Origin of the sequence: Caballeronia arvi (assembly GCF_001544695.2) — a bacterium.
Taxonomy (GTDB): domain Bacteria; phylum Pseudomonadota; class Gammaproteobacteria; order Burkholderiales; family Burkholderiaceae; genus Caballeronia; species Caballeronia arvi.
In genome coordinates, this window is the sequence record NZ_FCOM02000063.1 from 1 (window position 1) to 22,048 (window position 22,048).

24 protein-coding genes are annotated in these 22,048 nt (G+C 62.7%); 15 read left to right on the top strand and 9 right to left on the bottom strand.

Going from position 1 to position 22,048, the window contains the following annotated elements:
- Positions 1 to 277: 277 nt before the first annotated feature.
- Complete coding sequence (locus AWB74_RS36880; protein ID WP_061151542.1) at positions 278 to 2,596, top strand: FdhF/YdeP family oxidoreductase; 2,319 nt, start codon at positions 278 to 280, stop codon at positions 2,594 to 2,596.
- A 7-nt stretch (positions 2,597 to 2,603) separates the two neighbouring features.
- Here AWB74_RS36880 and AWB74_RS36885 read toward each other — a convergent pair whose 3' ends face one another.
- Complete coding sequence (locus AWB74_RS36885; RefSeq protein WP_061151570.1) at positions 2,604 to 3,149, bottom strand: hemerythrin domain-containing protein; 546 nt, start codon at positions 3,147 to 3,149, stop codon at positions 2,604 to 2,606.
- Between the two features lie 262 nt (positions 3,150 to 3,411).
- On the opposite strand from AWB74_RS36885, the gene AWB74_RS36890 reads away from it, so the two are divergent.
- From AWB74_RS36890 to AWB74_RS36900, 3 genes are all read left to right on the top strand, one after another.
- Complete coding sequence (locus AWB74_RS36890) at positions 3,412 to 3,843, top strand: DUF3597 domain-containing protein (protein ID WP_061151543.1); 432 nt, start codon at positions 3,412 to 3,414, stop codon at positions 3,841 to 3,843.
- A gap of 161 nt (positions 3,844 to 4,004) precedes the next feature.
- Positions 4,005 to 4,379 carry a phage holin family protein gene (locus AWB74_RS36895; RefSeq protein WP_061151544.1) on the top strand — a complete coding sequence of 125 codons (375 nt, stop codon included), beginning with the start codon at positions 4,005 to 4,007 and terminating at the stop codon, positions 4,377 to 4,379.
- Positions 4,376 to 4,681, top strand: coding sequence for a hypothetical protein (locus tag AWB74_RS36900; RefSeq protein ID WP_061151545.1), 306 nt, complete (start codon positions 4,376 to 4,378; stop codon positions 4,679 to 4,681). Before AWB74_RS36895 ends, AWB74_RS36900 begins: the two co-directional genes overlap by 4 nt.
- Positions 4,682 to 4,706: 25 nt before the next feature.
- Here the strand turns inward: AWB74_RS36900 and AWB74_RS47025 are convergent, their stop codons facing one another.
- The 5 genes from AWB74_RS47025 to AWB74_RS36920 form a co-directional block, all read right to left on the bottom strand.
- The gene (locus AWB74_RS47025) at positions 4,707 to 4,883 is read right to left on the bottom strand and encodes a hypothetical protein (RefSeq protein ID WP_200822088.1); all 177 of its coding nucleotides are present in this window, start codon (positions 4,881 to 4,883) and stop codon (positions 4,707 to 4,709) included.
- A gap of 27 nt (positions 4,884 to 4,910) precedes the next feature.
- Positions 4,911 to 5,453, bottom strand: coding sequence for a hemerythrin domain-containing protein (locus tag AWB74_RS36905; RefSeq protein ID WP_061151546.1), 543 nt, complete (start codon positions 5,451 to 5,453; stop codon positions 4,911 to 4,913).
- Between the two features lie 65 nt (positions 5,454 to 5,518).
- Complete coding sequence (locus AWB74_RS36910; RefSeq protein WP_061151547.1) at positions 5,519 to 6,295, bottom strand: alpha/beta hydrolase family protein; 777 nt, start codon at positions 6,293 to 6,295, stop codon at positions 5,519 to 5,521.
- Entirely contained in the window at positions 6,292 to 7,422 is a 1,131-nt protein-coding gene (locus AWB74_RS36915; protein ID WP_061151548.1) for a DUF3182 family protein, read from the bottom strand. The genes AWB74_RS36910 and AWB74_RS36915 overlap by 4 nt, the downstream gene beginning before the upstream one ends.
- A 77-nt stretch (positions 7,423 to 7,499) precedes the next feature.
- Positions 7,500 to 8,180, bottom strand: coding sequence for a dihydrofolate reductase family protein (locus AWB74_RS36920; protein WP_061151549.1), 681 nt, complete (start codon positions 8,178 to 8,180; stop codon positions 7,500 to 7,502).
- Positions 8,181 to 8,300: 120 nt separating this feature from the next.
- Here AWB74_RS36920 and AWB74_RS36925 point away from each other — a divergent pair, with 120 nt between their 5' ends.
- The 5 genes from AWB74_RS36925 to AWB74_RS36945 all read left to right on the top strand — a co-directional run bounded on the left by AWB74_RS36925 (position 8,301) and on the right by AWB74_RS36945 (position 12,204).
- On the top strand, positions 8,301 to 9,515 hold the full coding sequence (locus AWB74_RS36925; RefSeq protein WP_061151550.1) for a YeeE/YedE family protein: 1,215 nt from the start codon (positions 8,301 to 8,303) through the stop codon (positions 9,513 to 9,515).
- 84 nt (positions 9,516 to 9,599) lie between these two features.
- Positions 9,600 to 9,851 (top strand): hypothetical protein, encoded by a 252-nt coding sequence (locus tag AWB74_RS36930; RefSeq protein WP_061151571.1) that lies wholly within the window; start codon positions 9,600 to 9,602, stop codon positions 9,849 to 9,851.
- Positions 9,852 to 10,043: 192 nt separating this feature from the next.
- On the top strand, positions 10,044 to 10,331 hold the full coding sequence (locus tag AWB74_RS36935) for a DUF3649 domain-containing protein (RefSeq protein WP_061151572.1): 288 nt from the start codon (positions 10,044 to 10,046) through the stop codon (positions 10,329 to 10,331).
- Positions 10,307 to 11,932, top strand: coding sequence for a PepSY-associated TM helix domain-containing protein (locus tag AWB74_RS36940; protein ID WP_061151551.1), 1,626 nt, complete (start codon positions 10,307 to 10,309; stop codon positions 11,930 to 11,932). The genes AWB74_RS36935 and AWB74_RS36940 overlap by 25 nt, the downstream gene beginning before the upstream one ends.
- Positions 11,929 to 12,204 carry a DUF3325 domain-containing protein gene (locus AWB74_RS36945; protein ID WP_061151552.1) on the top strand — a complete coding sequence of 92 codons (276 nt, stop codon included), beginning with the start codon at positions 11,929 to 11,931 and terminating at the stop codon, positions 12,202 to 12,204. Before AWB74_RS36940 ends, AWB74_RS36945 begins: the two co-directional genes overlap by 4 nt.
- Here AWB74_RS36945 and AWB74_RS36950 read toward each other — a convergent pair.
- From AWB74_RS36950 to AWB74_RS36960, 3 genes are all read right to left on the bottom strand, one after another.
- Positions 12,192 to 13,316: a DSD1 family PLP-dependent enzyme gene (locus AWB74_RS36950; protein ID WP_061151573.1), complete on the bottom strand. Its 1,125-nt coding sequence runs from the start codon at positions 13,314 to 13,316 to the stop codon at positions 12,192 to 12,194. The two genes, AWB74_RS36945 and AWB74_RS36950, sit on opposite strands and share 13 nt — an antisense overlap.
- A gap of 112 nt (positions 13,317 to 13,428) precedes the next feature.
- Positions 13,429 to 14,334 carry a LysR family transcriptional regulator gene (locus tag AWB74_RS36955; RefSeq protein WP_061151553.1) on the bottom strand — a complete coding sequence of 302 codons (906 nt, stop codon included), beginning with the start codon at positions 14,332 to 14,334 and terminating at the stop codon, positions 13,429 to 13,431.
- A gap of 6 nt (positions 14,335 to 14,340) precedes the next feature.
- Positions 14,341 to 15,243 carry a DMT family transporter gene (locus AWB74_RS36960; RefSeq protein ID WP_061151554.1) on the bottom strand — a complete coding sequence of 301 codons (903 nt, stop codon included), beginning with the start codon at positions 15,241 to 15,243 and terminating at the stop codon, positions 14,341 to 14,343.
- Positions 15,244 to 15,411: 168 nt separating this feature from the next.
- Here AWB74_RS36960 and AWB74_RS36965 point away from each other — a divergent pair, with 168 nt between their 5' ends.
- The 6 genes from AWB74_RS36965 to AWB74_RS36990 are packed head-to-tail and all read left to right on the top strand — an operon-like array spanning position 15,412 to position 22,047.
- Positions 15,412 to 15,717 carry a non-heme iron oxygenase ferredoxin subunit gene (locus AWB74_RS36965; RefSeq protein ID WP_061151555.1) on the top strand — a complete coding sequence of 102 codons (306 nt, stop codon included), beginning with the start codon at positions 15,412 to 15,414 and terminating at the stop codon, positions 15,715 to 15,717.
- A gap of 25 nt (positions 15,718 to 15,742) precedes the next feature.
- The gene (locus AWB74_RS36970) at positions 15,743 to 16,987 is read left to right on the top strand and encodes an NAD(P)/FAD-dependent oxidoreductase (protein ID WP_061151556.1); all 1,245 of its coding nucleotides are present in this window, start codon (positions 15,743 to 15,745) and stop codon (positions 16,985 to 16,987) included.
- On the top strand, positions 16,974 to 18,266 hold the full coding sequence (locus tag AWB74_RS36975; RefSeq protein ID WP_061151557.1) for an aromatic ring-hydroxylating dioxygenase subunit alpha: 1,293 nt from the start codon (positions 16,974 to 16,976) through the stop codon (positions 18,264 to 18,266). Before AWB74_RS36970 ends, AWB74_RS36975 begins: the two co-directional genes overlap by 14 nt.
- Positions 18,267 to 18,776: an aromatic-ring-hydroxylating dioxygenase subunit beta gene (locus AWB74_RS36980; protein WP_061151558.1), complete on the top strand. Its 510-nt coding sequence runs from the start codon at positions 18,267 to 18,269 to the stop codon at positions 18,774 to 18,776.
- 32 nt (positions 18,777 to 18,808) lie between these two features.
- Positions 18,809 to 21,214 carry a xanthine dehydrogenase family protein molybdopterin-binding subunit gene (locus AWB74_RS36985; RefSeq protein WP_061151559.1) on the top strand — a complete coding sequence of 802 codons (2,406 nt, stop codon included), beginning with the start codon at positions 18,809 to 18,811 and terminating at the stop codon, positions 21,212 to 21,214.
- Complete coding sequence (locus AWB74_RS36990) at positions 21,211 to 22,047, top strand: FAD binding domain-containing protein (RefSeq protein WP_061151560.1); 837 nt, start codon at positions 21,211 to 21,213, stop codon at positions 22,045 to 22,047. The genes AWB74_RS36985 and AWB74_RS36990 overlap by 4 nt, the downstream gene beginning before the upstream one ends.
- Position 22,048: the final 1 nt, after the last annotated feature.

Consider the following 22,048-nt stretch of genomic DNA (forward strand, 5'->3'; position numbering starts at 1 on the left):
TGACGAATTCGAGGCGAAGTTGCATGGTGTTTTGCGGGTTCCAAGGCATGGTCAGTCCAGGCATTTCGATGCCCAAAAGTGTCAACCATGTCCCCGCCAAATCTGTCAACTATGTCCCCGGTCTATACACTGCTGCAAAGAAAGTAGGTGCCGCCCCGCATAGGGGCAGTGCTAATAGACCACCGCGAATACAGGAACCAACGCTAAAGCCTTCCGAAAGGGAACAGTGTTTGCTCGTACCTCATGCAACCACGCATGAAGCGCACGAGGCAAAGACATGGCCGAATCAGACAACGCCGTTCGCAAGAACGCTGCGTATCCGTATTCATCCGGCGGATGGGGCTCGCTGAGAGCAGTCACCGGCGCACTCATCAAAGAGAAGGTTCCGTTAAAGGAAAGCACCGTCCTGCTGAAGCAGAACAAGCCCGATGGCTTCGCCTGCGTCAGTTGCTCATGGGCGAAGCCAGCCGATCCGCATACGTTCGAGTTCTGCGAAAGCGGCGCGAAGGCGACCGCCTGGGATCTCACCGCGAAGCGCATGACGCCGCAGTTTTTCGAACTTCACACAGTGACGGAACTGTGCGCGTGGCACGATCACGATCTCGAGGATGCAGGGCGTCTTACCGCGCCCTTGCGATACGACGCCGCGAGCGACAAGTACATCAGCGTCACATGGCAGGAAGCCTTCGAGGACATCGGCCGCGAGTTGCGTGCGCTCGATCCGAAGCGCGTCGTGTTCTATGCGTCGGGGCGGGCGTCGCTGGAAACGTCATACATGTACCAGCTTTTCGCGCGCATGTACGGCACCAACAATCTGCCCGACAGCTCGAACATGTGTCACGAAAGCACGAGCGTCGGACTGAAGGCGGCGATCGGCGTGGGCGTGGGCACCATCAAGCTCGACGACTTCGAGAAGACCGATCTCATGTTCTTCTTCGGGCAGAACGTCGGCACCAATAGCCCGCGCATGCTGCATCAGTTACAGGAGGCGCGCAAACGCGGCGTGCCGATCATCACGTTCAATCCGTTGCGCGAGCCAGGGCTTCTGAAGTTCGCGAATCCGCAATCGCCGGTCGAGATGATGACGCCGGCGCATACGATCATCAGCACGCAATATCATCAGGTAAAGACCGGCGGCGATACGGCTGCGCTGCTCGGCATCTGCAAGGCCGTCATTCACGCCGACGACCGCGCGAAGACGCACGGCGAGCCGCGCATACTCGATGTCGAATTCATCGACACGCATACGACAGGCTTCGAAGCCTTCGCGGATTATGTGCGCGCTGCATCGTGGGATGACATCGAACGCGTGGCAGGCCTGCCGCGCGCCGATCTCGAAGCGGCAGCCGCGGAATACATGCGCGCAAAGGCGGTCATGGCGCATTACGGCATGGGCATCACGCAGCATCGGCAGGGCGTGCAGAACGTGCGCATGCTCTGCAACCTGCTGTTCCTGCGCGGCAATATCGGCAAGCCGGGCGCGGGGCCGTCGCCAGTGCGCGGACACTCGAACGTGCAGGGACAACGCACGGTGGGCATTACCGAGAAGCCGGAACTCGCACCGCTCGACAAGCTCGCGAGCCAGTTCCATTTCGAGCCGCCGCGCGAGAAAGGCATGAACACCGTCGAAGCCTTCGAAGCGATGCTCGATGGCAAGGTCAGCGCGGTCGTCAGTCTCGGCGGCAATCTCGTGCGCGCGGTGCCGGACCGTTTGCGGATCGAACCGGCTTGGCGTGGGCTGAAGCTGACGGTCAATGTCGCGACGAAGCTCAATCGCAGTCATCTCGTGCATGGCGAGAAGTCGTACATTTTGCCTTGCCTGAGCCGCATCGAAATCGACACGCAGGCGAGCGGCCCGCAGGCGGTGTCGATGGAAGACAGCACCGGATGTATCCACGGTTCGCGCGGCGTGGCCGAGCCCGCTTCGCTCGACGCGCGCTCGGAGCCGTATATCGTCGCGGAACTGGCGAAGCATACGCTCGGTGAGCGCTCGACCGTCGACTGGGATCGCTGGCGCGGCGACTATGCGCTCGTGCGCGATGAAATCGCGAAGACCTATCCCGAGACTTTCCACGACTTCAACGCACGCATGTGGACGCCGGGCGGCTTCGCGCGCAACCTGCCCGCGCGCGAACGCAAGTGGGAGACGAAGAGCGGCAAGGCGGAGTTCTTCGTGCCGGAGACCATAAGCGAAGATCCGGACATGCCCGGACGCGAGCCGCAATCGCTACTGCTCATGACCCTGCGCAGCGACAGTCAGTTCAACACGACGATCTATAGCCTCGACGACCGCTTTCGCGGCATCAGCGGCGGCCGCATGGTCATCATGATGTGCGAAGCGGATATGAAGCGTCACGGCCTGCACAAGGACGATCGCGTCACCCTGCAGACGATTGCCGACGACGGCTTCGAACGGCGCGTCGCAGGCCTGCGCATTCAGCCCTACGACATTCCGGAAGGATGCATCGCCGGTTATTTTCCGGAATGCAATCCGCTTTTGCCGCTATGGCATTACGCGAAGGAAAGCAAGGTGCCGGGCGCGAAATCGATACCGGTGGAGATCGTGGAAGTGAACGGCGCGGGGCGCGCGCCGTGATCGGACCTCACGCATAACGTCGCATGCGGCGCGCGGGCGCGGGCCGCAGACAGTGTGCGATCGCCAGCGCGCCGAGCGACATCATCGCCAGCGTTGCGAGCGGGAACGTACCGAAGGTATTCGCCGCGATGGCAGCAGGACGATGTTGCGCGACGAGCTGCATGCGCCGCTTCGTCATACGCATGCCGAGCTCGGAGAGCTGCGACGCGAGCGCGCGTTCGGCGGTCGGCAGCAACACCGTTTCCTCATCCGCGACGTGGTGCATCACTTCGCGCATCAACTGCATGAAGCGCGCGTCGTAGGCGGCGTCTTGCGGGCCCATCGCGCGCAGCCTGGCGATGTCCTCGCGCATCCTGTCGTGTTCGGGCTTGCTCTTCGTGAGCCGTTCATCGCCGTTCATGGCCTCGCTCAACGCGGGATAGAAAATTTCTTCTTCCAGTTGCGCGTGTATTTCGAGCGCCGTGCAGGCGAGTTCGACGATCGCGCGCTTTCTCCACCACGCCGTCTCTGCGTGATAGCGATGAAATGCCGCCATGACGTGCGCGTGATCCATGCGGATCATCGTCGTGATGGAAGGGGAGCAGGATTGCAGGTCCACGTTGACTCCTCGGCCCTGAGGCAGGGTTGATGCGATGGTGGGGAAATCGCGTTATCGTGCTTGTTTTGACATCACAGGGCCTGAAGCAATCGTTATTCCGCGGCGTTGACACGTGCACGAAGCAACTCGCGTTCATAGTGAACGCGCCGGTTTGCGAACGAGCATTTCGGCATGGCGCTTGCGCATAGCGGGAACCCACTTCAACAAGGAGGCGTACATGAGCATCTTTTCCAACATCATGAACAAGATTTTCGGCCACCACGACGCGGCCGCGGCGGGTGCGCCAGCCGGTCAGCCTGCTGCGCCCGCCGGGGGCGCCGCCGCCGCTCCTGCCGCACCCGCTACGTCGACGGCCGCTTCCACGCCCGCGCCGGGCGCCGCGCCGACGCAGCCCGTGGACGTCGAAGCGGTGCTGACGCAAATGCAGGCGGGCCACGGCGAGCAGCTCAACTGGCGCACGTCCATCGTCGATCTGATGAAGCTGCTTGGTCTCGACAGCAGCCTGTCGGCGAGAAAGGAACTGGCTTCGGAACTGCATTACAGCGGCAACACGGAAGACTCTGCCGCGATGAACATCTGGCTGCACAAACAGGTGATGCAGAAGCTCGCGGAAAACGGCGGCAAGGTGCCGGACGACCTCAAGAACTGACCGGCGCGTCTCGGTAGAAGCAAGAAAAAAGGACGACGGTGCGCCGTCGTCCTTTTTTTTTCGGAACGCGAAATTATCGCTGCGCGAGATCGGGCATAGGTGCTGCTCAGGGTCATGGCATGCCCGATCCATCTCCCTCCAACTTCGCTGGAGACGCAACGATGACCATCCAGAGAAAGATCTCCAACTGGCGCAGGATCGGCCATTTCTGCACGACGCGTCTCATCGATTATGGCGAGTTGATTCCGATCGAACTTGCAGAAACCAAGAAACGCGTGCTTCACGAAATTGTCGCGATGGTGGCGCTGACGATCGGCGCGCTGTTCACGCTGTCCTTCATATCGATTGCCGTGATCGTGACCGCGGTCGGCACGCCATATCTCGTGCTGACGGCGTGGTGCGTCGCGGGCGCGTGGCTCGCCGTCGCGGTGATCGCGGTCATCGTCATGATGTCGCGCAAGCCGACCGAGCCGTTTCAATTGCTGCGCGATCAGTTGCGGCGCGACGTCGACACGATCAGGGAGGTGGCGCAATGAAGCATGCCGTGCAACAGGAAATGATCCTCGCGCGCATGGCGGAATCGCGCGCGGAACTGGTGGCAGCGCACGCGCTGGACGAACCGGTGCGCACCGCGCGTGTGCCCCGCACGCGGCCGTCTGCGTCGGCAAACACCGCGCCGTGGTTTCTGCGGACGCCGAATGCTGAACTGATCGCGCTGGCTTTGGTCGGCGTCGCGATACTCGGATTGCGACGCACAGTGCAGACGGCGGTCGGCGCGGGATTGAGCGCGTCGACGCACCGCGTCTTTGGCGATTTCCTGAACGCACTGCGTGAATAAAAATTCGCGCAGTGCGCAAAGCGTCTCAGCGCTTGCTGCGGCGCTTTTTCGGCTTGGCCGGCGTGAGCGCCGCCGTCCACAGGGTCGACGCCTGCCGCTTCGCTTGCGCGGTGGCACGGCCCCGCGCCGACCCGATGACTGCGTTGGCACCGGACAGCCACATGCTCAGAAAAGGATTCTTTTTCACCCAAGGGTTTTTCATGTAGTGGCTCCGTAGCGTCCCGCGATGTCAGTGCAGACGCATCGTGTTGTCGCCCGCGTCCTTCGGCAGCTTCGCTTCGAGTTCTTCCTTACGCCGCATCAGCTTTCCGCCGAGCGCTTCAAGATCGGCGCCGGACTTGCGCAGCTTCGGGAACAGATCCGACTCTTCTTCTTCGATGTGATGGCGCACCATCTCGCTCATCACCTTGAAGGTCGCGTCGAAACCTGCTTCGCCTGCGTGCAGTTTCGTGAACTTGTCGATCAGCACCTTCACCAGATAGTGTTCGACATAGGCTTCCTCGACGTCCGGCCGGTCGTCTTCGTCGAGCGCTTCCTGCGCGGCGGGGTAGAGCAGTTCTTCCTCGATCATCGCGTGAACGGTCAGTTCTTCGCAAGCGCGACGGACCAGCGTGGCCTTCGCATCGAGATCGTCCTTTTGCGTTTTTTCGAACGCGTCGAACAGCTTTTCGACAGCGCGATGGTCGTCGGTCAAGACCTGAATCGCGTCCTGGCTCTTGGTGGCGCGGGCCGTTGCACTGGTCGAATTTTGCGTGGGGGCTTGGCGAGACATGGTGGTCCTCCGTCAGAAAAATGGAATGCCCACCGTACAGAGCAAAGCGCGGACCCGGAGCGGCGCTAGCGCGCGATCGGCCCGGGAATCTCGCCGCGGCTGCCCGCGCGCCTGCCGCCGATCATTTCCGCCAGCCAGTTGATGACGAGCGCTGTGTATGCGCGCTGGCTGCCTTCATCCGATAAACCATGATCCGCGCCGTCGATGACGCGATACGTCAGCGAATGCGCGCGCAAAAACGCCTGAAGATAGCTGGCGAGGACCGTATGCGGCACGATCTCATCGTGCTCTGATTCGACGAGCAGCACGTCGCCGCCGAAATCCGCAGCCGCGCGCAGCGCACGGTTTTCGTTCGCGGACACGATGCGCCTGCGGTACGCGACGAGATCGTGTTCCGTGTGCAGCGCGCGCTTCGGAGTGTTCCAGCCATCGTCGAGATAGAGCGCCGGCACGCGCAGGCCGAGCCAGCGGACCGGCCGCATCGACGTGACGATCGATGCGAGATAGCCGCCGTAGCTGCTGCCGATCACGGCGATCGAGGTCGTATCGACGAGCGGATGCGCAACGAGCGTGTCATACGCCGCGAGCACGTCGCCGAGATTGGTTTCGCGCGTCACGGTGTCCTGTTCCTGTTTGGTGCGCGCGTGGCCGGTCAGATCGAAAGTGAGACAGACGCAGCCGAGCGCCGCCGCCTGCCGCGCCCGCTCCATGTACTGCGCCTGATCGCCGCCCCAGCCGTGCACGAACAGCACGCCGGGAATGGTGGTCGCGGGCGTGACGACGGTGCCGTCGAGATAGCCGCGTTCGACGGGAATCTGCATCTCCTGCCGGTTTGCCGTCATTCGCTCGCTCCTTCGAACGTCGTATCGATCGTATGGAACTTCGTGATCGGTCCCGTGTGCGGATCGACGCCGCGATAGTCGATGCACGCGTTCGCGGGCACGTCGACGGCGGCGCCATAAGCTTCGACCGTCGATGCGCGCACGACGCGAAGCGCGGGATCGTTCGCGAAGGCGCGCAACGCGGCGATTTCCGCGCCGCTCGCGCCGCCGATGCGCCACGACTGCTCCAGCACGCCGCAAAGGTGACGGCCTTCATCGTTCGTGCCGCAGGCCACGTCATAGTTTCGCCGCGATGCAAAAAAATCCGGAAAGGCATCGTGGATGGCTTCGTCGAACGCACGTGCGCGCCGGATCGCGATGCGAGCGTCGTCGGGCATGTCGATGCGTTCCAGCGCGTCGAATCCGCCGCGCACGACGACGAGATCTGAGCCGCCATACACGTCGTGTCCGTGATTGTTGCGCGTCAGATGTTGCACGCCGAAGTAGCTCGCTTCGTGCGCACGGACGCGCACGCGCCCGACGCTGAACGTCGCTACGTCTTGCAAGTCCCGCTCAAGCACGATGCCTTCCGCGGCCAGCGTGTCGTCACCGATATCGTCGAGCTGGGCGTCGAGCTCTTTTTTATCGGCGATGACTGCCTGTCCGCTCCCGCCGATCCCCGACGGTCGCTTGAGCCTCACCGCGCCGTTTTTCCACAGCAGCGCGGCGGCGGCGTGCGCATCGTCGCGCGAAAAAACGGAAAAGCCGGGCAACACGAGATCGCTGGTATGGCTTGCGAGTTCGTCGGGCCATCCGGGCGGCTTCGCGTGCGCGCCGGGCGGCAAGCCGTGCGCGATGACTTTAGTCGCGACGAATGGATACGGCACCACGCCGCCGAAAAAATCGTCTTCGTGCGCTATGCCCATGCGGATGGCGTCGTCGTGCGAGAGCGTGTCGTCGGGCACGATATAACGATACCGATGCGCCCGCGCGGCATCGAATTCGCCGCAGAAGGGCGCGTCCAGAAGCGCGGCGAGCTGCACGGCGAGGGCGCGCTGTGTATCGATTTCATGCTGTCCGCGCGCGGCCTTTTCGCCGCCGCAATGGACGAGCACAACCAGGTCCTGTTCTATCGACGATGCCTTCATGCGCGCGCTCCGATATCAGCCGTTTGCGGGCATTGCAGCATGCTTACAGCAAGCTTCGTTCCGGCGATGGCGCCGCGTCAGCTCTTGCGCGTATAGCGCAGCCACACGACGTCGTTATCGAGTTTCTCGACCGAATCGAGCTTCAGGTACGTGGGTTTCCGCCATGCGTCCATCGCGATTTCGAACGATGACGTATGCGCCTCGCGCCCATCGACGAGCGGTATCAGAAGCACGCTGACTTCATCCGCGAGTTGCGCATTGACGAACGCGCCCGACACATGCCCGCCGCCTTCGACGATCAGCTTGCGGATTTTCAGTTCGCGCCCGAGCGTATCGACGACGCGCTTCAGTTCGATATCCTCCTTGCCGCCAAATACATACGACGCGCCGATCGCTTGCAGATACGCGAGGTAATCGTCCTCGACGCTTTCGGCGAGCACTTCGACGATATGCGATTCGAGCGCCGTGCCGCTCTTCCACGCGACGCGTCCGTTCGGATCGATCGAGATCGCGTACTGGCTCGCGTCGCGTGTAGCGAAATGATCCGTTCGCGGAATCGGGCCTTTCGCGAGCCCGCGCGGATAGTCGCGATCCCTGCCGTGCGAGATCTCCTGCATGGTGACGCGGCCGCATGCCCACGCGTCGGCGCCGAAGCGCGCGGCCGTGTCTTCGTAGGTCGGCGATGCGAAATCGAGATTCCAGTTATCGGTGAGACTGCGTCCGTCGATCGACGACATCATGTGGCAGACGATATGCATGCGGGAACTCCAGGGAAGGGCGAATACGGTCTCGCGTGCAAACTTCGTGCCGCCAGCACGAAACACCGATACGCGAGAAAATGACGGGCTGTTCCGCTTTTTATTGCAACGGCTTATCTCATGTCAGATCTCGCTACCCCGCTTCCCCGCCGCGCGAACACCAATCCCGGGCCGCTTGGCATCGCCGCGCTGCTGATCGTGCTCGGCGCGTGGTATCTCGGCCAGACCGTCGGCGCGCGCCAGGCTGCGTTGTATGTCGTCGGCGCGTTGCTCGGCGTTTCGCTTTATCACGCGGCGTTCGGTTTCACGTCCGCGTGGCGCGTGTTCATCGCCGATGGCCGCGGGGCCGGCCTGCGCGCGCAAATGCTGATGCTCGCGGTCGGCGTCGCGCTGTTCTTCCCCGCGCTCGCCGCGGGCACGCTCTTCGGCACGCCCGTGACGGGGCTCGTGTCGCCGGCGGGCACATCGGTGATCGTGGGCGCGTTCATGTTCGGCATCGGCATGCAACTGGGCGGCGGCTGCGCGTCGGGCACGCTCTATACGGTCGGCGGCGGCAGCACGCGCATGATCGTGACGCTTGCGGCGTTCATCGCTGGGTCCGTCATCGCGACCGCGCACATGCCGTTCTGGACCGCGCTGCCGCACTTGCAGCCGGTTTCGCTCGTCAAGTCGCTCGGCGCCGGGCCGGCGCTCGCAATTAACTGGATCGCGTTCGCGCTGATCGCTGCACTGACCGTCATCATCGAAAAGCGCCGTCACGGAAGGCTCGTCGCAGCGCACGTCCAGCCGCCGCACACATCGCCGTGGCTGCACGGGCCTTGGCCGCTCGTGGCTGGCGGCATCGCGCTCGCCGTGCTCAATTTCGCGACGCTCGCGCTGTCCGGACGGCCGTGGGGCATCACGTCGGCGTTCGCGTTGTGGGGCGCGAAGGCGGCGGCCATGTTCGGCGCCGATACCGCGAGCTGGCCGTACTGGACAAGCCAGGCCAACGCGGCCGCGCTCGCCGCGCCGATTTCCCGCGATGTCACGTCCGTCATGGATATCGGCATCGTGCTCGGCGCAATGCTTGCCGCCGCGCTCGCCGGCCGTTATGCGCCGGTCTGGCGGGTGCCGATGCGCTCCCTGATCGCGGCGATCGTCGGCGGTCTGCTGCTCGGTTACGGCGCGCGGCTCGCGTACGGCTGCAATATCGGCGCGTACTTCAGCGGCATCGTGTCGGGCAGTCTGCACGGCTGGCTATGGCTCGTCGCAGCCTTTTTCGGCAACATCGCCGGCACGCGGCTGCGTCCGTTCTTCGGGCTCGCAGTCGAGCGTTTGCGCCCGACGTCCTGCTGAGCAATGTTGCGTTCCGCTTTTTATCGGAACGCGTTTCGATTTGTGCCGGAAGTGAGTCCGGCGCGTTATGCGAAAATTGCCCGCATGAAAAAGACCACTTCGCTCATCGTCCCGTTTCTGCTGATCGCGCTCAGCCCGCTCGCGCACGCGAGTGTGGCCTCGGGCGCGCATCAGTTTAAGGAAGACCTCAAACCCGCCGGACGCCAGACCGGGCACGCGGCGCGCGATGCCGCTCATGCGATCGGCGACGGCGCGAAATCGGCCGGTCACGCCATCGCCGATACATCGAAACGCGGCTATCAAGCCACCAAAAAGTGGGTAAAGGGCGAGGAATAGGCCACTAGCCCGCCATTTGACGCGCCGCTTTTAAGCGGCGCTTGACAACGCCATCGAGCGCTTGTTATTAATAATCGTTATCATTTACATATTTCTAGCGTCGGCGAGCCGACGGTCGCGTCACGTTCCGCTTATCGCGCGGACGCCTCGCTCACGAATAACTTGAACGCCTCCTTCCAGAAAAACGCGCCGATGATCGCAATCGGCAAGCACGTTCCGCTCGTCTCGCGCATCGTGGCTGCGATATTCGGCGGCTACGCGCTCGCCGCGCTCGCGAGCGTGGCAGCGCTCGCGTTGCCGATGGATCAGGCCCAAGCCGTCCTGACCGGCATGCTTGCGAGTTTCATCGTCTATGCGTGCGCGGTCATCTGGGTGTTCGCGGCTCGTAGCGCGCGGCGCGCGTGGGCGGGGCTTGCGATCGTCGCCGTGCCGCTGCTCGTTGCTGCATCCAGCGTATGGACAGGAGGGCACGTCTCGTGAAGCGCCGCGGCATTCGCCAGAGCATGTCCGATCTGCATACGTGGGCCGGTTTGCTCGCTGGCTGGATCCTCTATGCGATGTTCCTGACCGGCACCGTCAGCTACTTCAAGGACGAAACCTCGCAATGGATGCGGCCCGAGCAGCCGCATCAGCGCGAGATGGCGGATCCGGCGCTCGTCGCACAACGCGTGACCGCGACGCTCGGCAAGATCGCCGCGGGCAGCCCGCAATGGAGCTTCGAGTTGCCGAACGAGCGCTCGAGTGTCGTTGGTTCTTTCTGGCGCGTGCCGGGCGTGGCGACCGGAAAACGCGCGTTCGAGGAAGCGAGCTTCGATCCCGTCACGGGCCAGCGCACGAGCGCGCGCAAGACGCTCGGCGGCGAATTTTTCTATCGCTTCCATTTCCAGTTTTATTACATGCCGGTGTTGTGGGGACGCTGGCTGGCGGGACTCTGTGCGATGTTCATGCTCGTCGCGATCGTGAGCGGCGTCATCACGCACAAAAAAATCTTCGTCGATTTCTTCACGTTCCGATGGAGCAAGGGACAGCGTTCATGGCTCGATGCACATAACGCGCTATCGGTATTCGGCCTGCCGTTTCACGCCATGATCACCTACACCGGCCTAGTCACGCTGATGGCGATGTACATGCCCTGGGGCGCGCAGACCGCGTTCAAGACGCCCGCCGAACGCCAGGCGATGCAAGTGCAACTGAGTGCGTTCATACAGCCGGGCAAGCCGGGCGGACAGAAGGCCGCGCTCGCACCCGTCGACGCGATGGTGCGCGAGGCGCAAGCGCGCTGGGGCCGCGACAAGGTCGGCCGCGTGACGGTCACGAATCCCGGCGATATCACCGCGCGCGTGGCCGTTTCGCGCGGCGAGGCGTTGCGTGTCTCGATGAGCCCGCAATACATGCTCTTCGATGGCGTGACGGGCAAGCTCATCGACGTGAAGGACGGCGTCGGCGCGGCGGCGGAAACGCGCGGTGTGCTCTACGCACTGCATCTCGGACGCTTCAGCGATCTGCAATCGCGCTGGCTGTATTTCATCGTCAGCCTCGCGGGCACGGCGATGGTCGGCACCGGTCTCGTCATGTGGACCGTCAAGCGCCGTCAGAAGCTGCCCGATCCTGCGCGGCCGTACTTCGGCTTCTGGCTCGTCGAGCGTTTGAATATCGCGAGCATCGCGGGCCTTTCCGTCGCGATGACGGGCTTTCTGTGGGGCAATCGCCTGCTGCCGCTCGTGATCGCAGCCCGCGACGTCGCCGAGATCAACCTGTTCTTCGCGGTGTGGGGCGCGACGTTGCTCTATGCGTTGCTGCGCCCCGCGAAGCGTGGATGGATCGAATTGCTGTGGCTCGCTGCCGCGATGCTCGCGCTGGTGCCCGTGCTCGATGCATTGACGACCGACAGACCGTTCTGGCGCAGCGTCGCGCAAGGCGACTGGGTGTTCGCGGGCTTCGATCTGATGATGTGGGCCTTCGCTGCGCTGCATGCGGCGCTGGCGCTGCGCGTGACGCATCATCGTGCGCGTGTGAAGCCTGCGAGAAAGCGCCCGACCGCGCGCGCCGTAGTACGCGAACATGAAAAGGAAAGCGTATGACGATTGCGCTCTGTGTGATCGCATTCGCCTTCCTCGCAATCTCGATGGATCGCCATCAAACGACTTTGTTCGGACGCGAGCTTTCCGACGCACGATCGCGCGCCTTTCGCATCGCCGGGTGGTGCGGGCTTGCGCTCGCAATGCGCGTCGTCGTCGGCGATGAAGGATGGGCGCTCGGTCTCGTCAGCTATAGCGGCTGCACGAGTCTTGCAGCGGGGCTCGTGTACGGCGGGCTCATCGTGCACGAGCGATACGCGCATCACCAGCCGTGAAAGCGCGGCCATGCGACAGTGCTGCCATCGCTTGCGAGCGCGTGATACTCGGGATATTGCGCGCCCGTCGCACACGCATGATTCGGCAGGATGCGCAGCTTCATGCCGATGGGAAAGCGTCGCGCGAGGTCATCGTCATGCTCCACCGCGAGAATGCCGTGCTCTTGGTTCGCACCGACTAGCGCACAGCCTTCGAGCGGCGTGCCGTCGAGCGCGCAGGCAAGACCATAGCCATAATCGTGCGTCTGCTTCGACGTGCCGCGGTCGCGGCTCATCGCCATCCATCCTGCATCGACGATGACCCAGCCCTTGTCGGGCTGATGACCGATGACGCTCGTGAGCACGCTCAACGCGATATCGCTCGTCGTGCAGGCGCCGACGTTGGCCATCACCAGATCGAAGAACACGTAGACGCCCGCGCGCACTTCGGTGACACCTTCGAGACTTTTCGCGGCAAGCGCGGTCGGTGTCGAGCCGACGCTGACGGTCCTGCACGCGATGCCCGCCGCGCGCAGACGTTCGGCCGCGCGCACGCAGCCCGCGCGTTCCTGTTCGGCGAGCGCGGCAAGCGCTTCGGGATCGTTCAGTTCATAGCTGGAGCCCGCATGCGTCATCACGCCGCCCACTTCGATGCCGCCATCCCGAAGAATGCGGCCGATCGTGAGTAGCGCATCGTCGTCGGGCGAGAGGCCCGAGCGATGACCGTCCGTATCGATCTCCAGCCAGACTTCGAACGTGTCGTTGGCGGCCTTGCAAAACTCGACGATCGCCGATGCTGCCGCCGCGTTGTCAGCGATGATCTTCAGATCGCAGCCCTTGTGCTTTAGCGCCATCGCGCGCGGCAATTTAGCCGGCACGATACCGACGGCGTAAAGAATGTCGACGATGCCCGCCGCGAAAAATTCTTCCGCTTCCTTCAACGTCGATACGGTAATGCCCCGCGCGCCCGCCGCGATCTGCGCGTGCACGACATCGGGACACTTCGTCGTCTTCACATGCGGACGGAACGTCACGCCGAGCGCGTTCATACGCGACTGCATGACGTCGATGTTGTGCTGCATTCTCGCGATATCGACGATCGCGGCGGGTGTGTCGAGTTGCTCGATGTTCATGATGTGATCGTTCACGATTGCAGCTCCTGCGAGCGCCGTTCGGCAATGGCGTCGATTATAGGATCGCTTCGATTAAGCCACGCTCACTCCATGATTCACCAAAACTGAATCTTCAACCGCGCCACGGCGGCTGCGGCCTGAACCGCGACTGCATGAACTGCATGAATTCGCGCGTTCTGCGTGGCAGGCCCGCACGACTGCGCGTGAGCGCGACCACGTTCGCATCGGGCGTCTTCCATGACGGCAGCAGTCGCACCAGCGCGCCCGTGCGGATATCGTCGGCGACGTCCCACTCGGAGCGCAGGATGATGCCGCGTCCTTCGATGCCCCAACGCCGGATCACATCGCCATCGTTGCAGGCGAGCCTGGATGCGACGCGCACGCTGCGACTCGTGCGTCCCTTGCTGAAGTGCCATAGCGACGCATCTTCCTTGTTCTCCTGCAGCACGATGCAAGGCAATCGCGCGAGGTCCTGCGGCGACTCGGGCATGCCGAAGCGCTTCACGAAAGCAGGCGATGCGCAGACGAAGCGCGTATTCGGCGCAATCGCGTGACCGACGAGATTGGACGCGCGCAACTCGCCGATATGCACGACGACATCGAAACGGTCGGCGGTCTCGGTCAAGGGTTGATCGGAGAGCGTGAGCGCGATATCGACATCGGGATGATCGCGCTGAAAGTCCGCGATGACGGGCGCGAGATATCTCCGCCCGAAGCCGAGCGGCGCGTTGACCTTCAGGCTTCCGACGAGTCCGCCACGGCGCACCTGCAGCTCGTCGAGCAGCGCATCGAACTGTTCGATCAGATCGGCGCCGCGTTGACACAGTAACGCGCCTTCATCGGTGAATTGCAGCTTGCGCGCGGTCCGGTCGATGAGACGCGTCCCGAGCTTCTTTTCGAGCTGTTGCAGGCGCTGCGAGACGGCCGAGGGTGACAGTCCGAGCCTGCGTCCTGTCGCGACCAGACTGCCGCTCTGCTGAATCGTGAGAAGGAAGCGAATGTCGGCGGTATCGGTCATCGTGATTTACGCAAGCGGTCCTTCCGGAATCTTGCGCTGCCATGCAACGGCAATCGCGCTGCCGACGATCAACGCGATGCCCGCGAGCGAAAGCTGTGCGATGGTTTCGCCCCACGCGATATAGGCGAACAACGCCGCCCACACGATGCTCGTGTAGTTGAAGGGCGCGAGCGTGCCGGCGTCGGCGCGTCGAAAGGCCACTGTCATCAGGATCTGGCCCGCCGTCGCCAATGCGCCCAGAATCGCCATCAGAAGAAGCGCGTCGAAGGTCGGGGTCTTCCAGCCGAACGGGAGCGTGCCGCCGGCGACGACGGTGCCCACTGCCGTGAAGAACAGCACCGTGGTGCGTGAATCGTCGGTGGGGCGAATGCGCTTGATCTGAATGATGGAGAGTGCGCCGCACAACGCGCTCGACAACAGGAGCATCGGCCCAAGCCAGCTCGATTCGCCGCCGCCCGGCCGCACAACGAGCAGCACGCCCGCAAAGCCGATCAACGCCGCGACGGCCGAGCGCATCGTCAGCCTTTCCTTCAGGATGAACGGCGCGAGCACCACGACGATCAGCGTCTCCGAATACGCGATCGCCACCGCCTCGCCGAGCGGAATATAAGGCAGGCCCGCGAAGAAGAAACCCGACGCGCCGAGCAGCGTCAGCGCGCGCCATGTCTGTCCCTTGAAGTCGAGACGCCGCACGCGATCCATCAGCGAACGCTCGCCGACACAGCACACGGCGATGGCGGGCACGAGACCGAACAACATACGAAAGAAGGTCAGTTCGTTTGCCGGATAGTGCAACGCGATCGCTTTCGCAAGCGTATCGACGATCGCGAAGCAAAGCATCGAAGCAAGGATGAAGCCAATGCTTGCGAGCGGCAGGTGGCTCGTGCGCGAGGCGGTGGTGGACGGCATGACGCGATGAATTCGTGGCGGAGCCTCGAATCATCGCACAAGCGCGGGTACACCCGATCGTCTACGGGAAAGCCATTATTTTTTATCGATTGACTCGCAAAAAAGTCCTGCTAGCATACGTTCAACAGATTCATCAGCACACTGACAATATTTCGAAAGAGGCGACAGATGACGCTCAAGTTCGCGGCGAAACTCGCCGACCTGGTGGAAGACGAGCCGCTCGGCGTGACGATCGGCGAGGAGCGCATCGCGCTCTATTTGCTCGATGGCGAAGTGCATGCCACGCACAACGTTTGCACGCATCAGTTCGCGCTGTTGAGCGATGGTTATCTGGAAGACGGCTGCATCGAATGTCCGTTGCATCAGGGGCGGTTCGACATCCGCACGGGCGCGGCGCAATGCGCGCCGGTCACGCAGCCGATCCGCGTGTACGGCGTGCAGGTGGAAGGCGGCGAGATCTACGTCGATCTTTGATGCGTACGAATACGGAGCGACGAACATGACGCAGACCGTTTTGATCATCGGCGCAGGACAGGCAGGCGCGCGCGCCGCCGAAGCGCTGCGAACGTATGGCTTCGAAGGGCGCATCGTGCTCGTCGGCGATGAGCGTCACGCGCCGTATGAAAGACCGCCGCTTTCCAAGGACGTGCTCGTCGCAGAAGACGATGACGATTGCTTCAACGGCTGGGTCCACGCTGCCGGGTTATACGACGATGCGCGCATCGAGTGGCTGAACGATCGCGTGCTGAAACTCGATACGCAGCGGCACATGGCCACGCTCGAACAGAGCGGCGAACTGCGCTATGACCATTGTCTGCTGACGACAGGCGGACGCGCGCGTCAGTTGCCCGCCGCGCCCGAAGGTCCGCATACGTTCTGTCTGCGCACGCTCGACGATGCGATGCGTCTGCGAGCGCGTCTCGCGACGGCGCGCTCCGTAGCGGTGATCGGCGGCGGCTTTCTCGGGCTGGAATTTGCAGCGAGCGCACGAACGCGCGGCCTCGATGTGAGCGTGTTCGAAACTGCATCGAACTTGCTGAACCGCGCATTGCCGCCGATGCTCTCCGAGCGCTTGCGCACGAAGCACGAGACGCATGGCGTGCGCTTCATATTCGATGCAACGCAGGTGCAGATAGCAGAGCACGCGTCCGGCGTACAGATAGGCGAAGACAACTTCGATCTGTGCGTGATCGCAGTCGGCCAGATACCGAACGACGATATCGCGAGAGAGGCGGGCATCGTTACGAACAATGGCATCCGCGTCGATCGTCATTGCCGCACGTCCGTACCCGATGTCTATGCAGCAGGCGATTGCGCGAACTTTCCCTACGGCGTCGCGGATCGCCCGACGCGTCTCGAATCGTGGCAGAACGCGCAGGAACAGGCGATCGTCGCGGCGCGAAATATCGCGGGCGACGCCGTGACGTACACACCGACGCCGTGGTTCTGGACCGATCAATACGACTGGAACATCCAGATGCTCGGCTTGCCCGATAGCGCCGTCGATCGATGGATCGAACGCGCGGGCACGGACAGCAAAACGCTGCTGATGGGACTGCGCGATGGCGTCATCGTCCAGGCTTTCGCGATCAATCAGGGCGGCGAGCTACGCGCGATCAGGCGGCTCGTCGAAGAAGCCGTGCCGGTCGATGCCGCCATGCTCGCGGACCCCACGGTCAAGCTGCGCCAGCTCGAACGGCTGACTCGTTCAACACACTCGGGAGATCACGGTGTACTCGTCTGAAACGATCATCGGCATTCATACGCCGCAAGCCAAAAATCCGCCGATCGAAGGCCTCGTATGGCCCGAAGAAGGGCTGCAGTGCATCCCGGACTGGGTGTACACGAGCGAAGCGGTCTATACGCGCGAAGTCGAGCGGATCTTTCATGGCCGCACCTGGAACTTCGTCGCGCTCGAAGCGGAAGTGCCGAATCCCGGCGATTTCAAGCGCTCGTATGTCGGGCCGACGCCGGTCGTCGTATCGCGTGCGGAAGACGGCTCCATCAACGTGTTCGAGAATCGCTGCGCGCATCGCGGCGCGGAGTTCTGCCGCCACAGCCGAGGCAACAATAAAGAGTTCGTGTGCCCGTATCACCAATGGTCGTATGACCTGAAGGGCAATCTTCAGGGCGTGCCGTTCAGGCGCGGCGTGAACAAGCTGGGCGGCATGCCGAAGGACTTTCGCAACGACGCGCACGGCCTGCGCAAGCTCGCCGTCGCGACGCGCAATGGCGTGGTCTTCGCATCGTTCACGCACGACATGGAATCGCTCGAAGACTATCTGACGCCCGAAATACTCGCGGACTTCGATGCCGTATTCAACGGCAAGCCGCTGCGCGTGCTGGGCTTCTACAAGAACGAGCTGCCGTGCAACTGGAAGATGTATCACGAGAATCTGAAGGACCCGTATCACGCGACGCTGCTGCATTCGTTTCTCGTCGTGTTCGGACTGCTCGTGGCGGGCAATCGTTCGGCGATGGTCGCGGACAGCAAATACGGCATTCACGGCACGATGGCATCCGCGAAAAGCGATTCGCTGTACGCGAGCATCGACGAAGACAAGAAGAAGGAGATGCGCTCCTTCCACGACGGCATGACGCTGCGAGACGAACGCTTCCTCGAGTTCGTCAAGGAATTCGATTCCGAATGGTCGGTCACGATGCAAACCATCTGGCCGAACCTCATCGTGCAGCGCGAGATGAACACGCTCGGCGTTCGACATATCGTGCCGAACGGCCCGAACAGCATGATCATGTTGTGGACGATGTTCGGCTATGAAGACGACAGCGAGGACATGGTGCGTCATCGTTTGCGTCAGGGCAATCTGATGGGGCCGGCGGGCTTTCTCGGCCTCGAAGACAACGAAGCGATGAAGTTCGTTCAGGAAGGCGTGCGCCGTTCGGTGAGCGACCGCAGCATCGTCAAGCTGGATGGCGACAAGATCGGCACGGCTGACAACCTGATCTCCGAGGCTGCCATTCGCGCCATGTACAAACACTATCGTGAAGTGATGGAGTTCTAGATGTTGCCAGGATTCGAAAAGCAGAACATCGCGCACGACAAGGCGCTCGTCGCGCGCGCCGCAGTCGAGGATTTCCATGCCGAATATTGCGCGGCGCTGGATGGCGGCGACATCGAACGGTGGCCGGAGTTCTTTACCGAGAATTGCCTTTATCGCGTGACCGAGTATGAGAACGTCGCGAACGGGCTTCCCGTCGGGCTCGTGTATGCGGAAGGGCGCGACATGCTGCGCGATCGCGCGGTGGCGATTGCACGCACGCAGATGTTCGCGCCACGCCAGATGCTGCATTTCGTATCGAACGTGCGCATTCTGAATGCGACCGATGAGGAAATCGTCGCGCAGAGCAACTATATGTTGCTGCAGACTCTCGTCGAAGGCGCGACGACCTTGCATCAGGCAGGCAGGCTTTTTGATCGCTTCGCGCGCAATGGTAACGTTCTGCTGCTGAAGGAAAGACAGGCGGTCTATGACACGGCGATGATCGCCAACGATCTCGCTTATCCCGTTTGATGTCACTGGATTGCCCATCCCGGAGAGAGCGCATGAGTGATACGGAACATACGGAAGCGCCAGTCGAAAGCGGTGGCGTCGGCGCGCGCGTGAGGCGTCGCGAGGACGAGCGGCATCTGCATGGCAAGGGCAAATTCGTCGCCGACTATACGTTTCCCGATTTGCAGGAAGTGGCTTTTCTGCGCAGTCCCGTCGCGCATGCGCGGATCGTGCGGATCGGCAAGCCGGACAGTCATGCGGCGCAAGTTATCGTGCGCGACGACATGCAAAGCGCCACCGATATCGTCGCGGATTCGAGCTTGCCCACGTATAAGCCTTCTTCGCATCCGCCGCTCGCATCGGGCAAAGTGCGTTTCGTCGGCGAGCCCGTGGCGATGTGCTTCGCGAAGACGCGCGCGCTGGCGGAAGACATCGCGGAAGAAATCGAGCTCGATCTCGACGAGCTGCCAGCCTTTGCGAATGCCTTCATCGCGCGCGAACGCACCGATGTGCGCGTGCACGATCACTGGACCGACAATCTCTTTCTCGATCTCAAAGCCGACGTGAACTTCGATGAGCGCGCAAAAGATGCGCCCGTCGTCGTGAAGCAGAAAGTCGATCTCGCGCGGCAATGCATGGTGCCGATGGAAGGCAAGGCCGTGCTCGCGTACTGGGATCACACGCATGGGCAACTCGTCGTGATTACATCGACGCAGGTGCCGCACATGATTCGCACGGTGCTTTCGCAATGCCTCGGCATCGATCATGCGCAAGTGCGCGTGATCTCGCCGGATGTCGGCGGCGCGTTCGGCTACAAGTGCGTGCTTCAGCAGGAAGAGCTTTGCATCGCGTGGCTCGCGCTCACGTACAAGAAACCGTTTCGCTTCATCGAAGACCGGCGCGAACATCTGATCGCAGGCGCAAACTCGCGTCAGCATCACTATGAACTTACCGCTTATGCCGATAAGAACGGCCGCCTGCTCGCGCTCGATGCCGAACTTCTCATCGACGGTGGCGCCTATTCCGCGTGGCCCTTCACGATCGGCCTCGAAACAGGACAGGCGCTCGGGAATCTTCCAGGCCCTTACGATTTCTCGGGTTATCGCTGCCGCACGCAATGCGCCGCGACCAACAAGCCGGGCTTTCTGCCGTATCGCGGCGTCGCGCGCACGGGCGTGTGCTTCGCGATCGAACTGACGATGGATGCCATCGCGCGCGCGGTCGGACGCGAAGCATGGGAAGTGCGTCACGACAATCTCGTGCGCGGCGCGGACATGCCTTATACGAACGTCGTAAAGAAGCACTACGACAGCGGCGACTTCCAGGAAAGCCTGCGACGCGCCGTAGCGCAACTCGATGTGCAGAAATGGCGCGCGCGACAAAAGGCGGGCGAGAAGGACGGGCGTCTCGTCGGCATCGGCTTCGCGACCTTCACCGAGCAATCGGCGCACGGCACAGCGGTCTTCGCATCGTGGGGATTGCCGGTCGTACCGGGGTACGATCTCGCGACCGTTCGCATCACCGCCGATGGCGGCCTCGAGGTGCGCGCGGGCATTCATTCGCATGGACAAGGCATGGAGACGACGCTCGCGCAGATCGCGAACGAAGTGCTCGGCGTGCCGCTGCAAAAGATCAGGGTCGTGCATGGCGATACCGCGCTCACGCCGTATTCGACGGGCACGTATGCGTCGCGCAGCATCGTGATGGCGGGCGGCGCGGTCGCGACGACATGTCGTGAGCTTCTGCCGCGCCTGCTTTTCATCGGCGCGCATCTGCTCGGCGAAGAAGGGAACGCGGTGCGCTTCGAGCATGGCGAAGTGATCGGCGCAAAGGGACGCGTGACGATTCAGGAAATCGCGGCCACATGGTATCTGCGTCCAGACCGCTTGCCCGCTGGCGTGAATCTCGCCGGGCTCGAAGCGACGCAAGGCTTCAAGCCGAAAGTCGATACGGGTGCGTTCAGCTATGCGACGCACGCGGCAGCCGTCGCCGTCGATACCAGAACCGGCGATGTCGAGATTCTCGATTACGTGATCGTCGAGGATTGCGGCCGCATGATCAATCCGATGGTCGTCGAAGGGCAAACGATCGGCGGTACGGCGCAAGGCATCGGCACGGCGTTCTACGAGGAAACGCTCTACGACGACAACGCGCAGCCGCTTACATCGACACTCGCCGACTATATGTTGCCGGGACCGACGGAGCTGCCGCCGCTCACGATCATTCATATGGAAACACCGTCGCCTTATACGGAGTTCGGCGCGAAGGGCGTCGGCGAGGGCGGGGCAATCGCGCCGCCTGCCGCGCTCTTCAATGCGGTGAACGATGCACTTAGCCCGCTGGGCGCGGTCGTGTCGGAAACGCCTTTGACGCCGCGTCGTTTGTTGACGGCGATCGAAGAGGCGAAGGCGCGCGATAAGGCCGGCAAGCAAGAGTTGAGTCAGGAGATCGCAGGATGAAAGCCGCTGCGTTCGAGTATGTGAGAGCGGCTTCGTTGCCCGACGCGCTGAAGGAGTTGCAGAGCGCGAAGCCGATATCGGGCAGTCAGTCGATGGGACCGATGCTGAATCTGCGGCTTGCGCGGCCGGGGCGTGTCGTCGATGTATCGCGCATCGCGGACCTGCGCAGCGTCATCGAAAGCGGCGACGTCGTGCGCGTGGGCGCAGCGGTGACGCATGCCGAAATCGAGGACGGCAAGCACGCGCCGTTGTGTCATCCGTACCTGCAGCATGTCGCGGGCGGCATCGCGTATCGTGCGATCCGCAATCGCGGCACGATCGGCGGAAGCCTCGCGCATGCCGATCCCGCCGCCGACTGGCCGCTGGCTTTGTCGGCGCTGGATGCGCGTCTCGAGTTATCGAAAGCGAATGGCACGCGGCAGGTGCGCGCGAGCGAGTTCATGCTCGGCGCGTTCACGACGCTCCTCGAAGACGGCGAAATCATCACCGCCGTGCTGCTGCCGAGGCTCGGTTCGACACTGCGCTGGGGCTATTACAAGCTATGCCGCAAGACCGGTGAATTCCCTCATGCGAGCGCAGCCGCTGCCTTCGATGCGCGCACGGGTCTCGCTCGCATCGTGCTCGGCGCACTCGATGGCCCGCCGGCTGTGCTCGACGATCTCGCACGTCAGATCGCGCAACGCGGGCCAGCCGCCGCAACCGACGACGCACTCGCGCAAGCAGTGGCAAGCGCGATGCCTAACGCGGACGGCATCGACCGATCGATTCATGCAGCGGCGCTCGAACGATGCCTCGCGCAGGCGTTCGGCGTATCGAACGCGCATACAGCTTAAA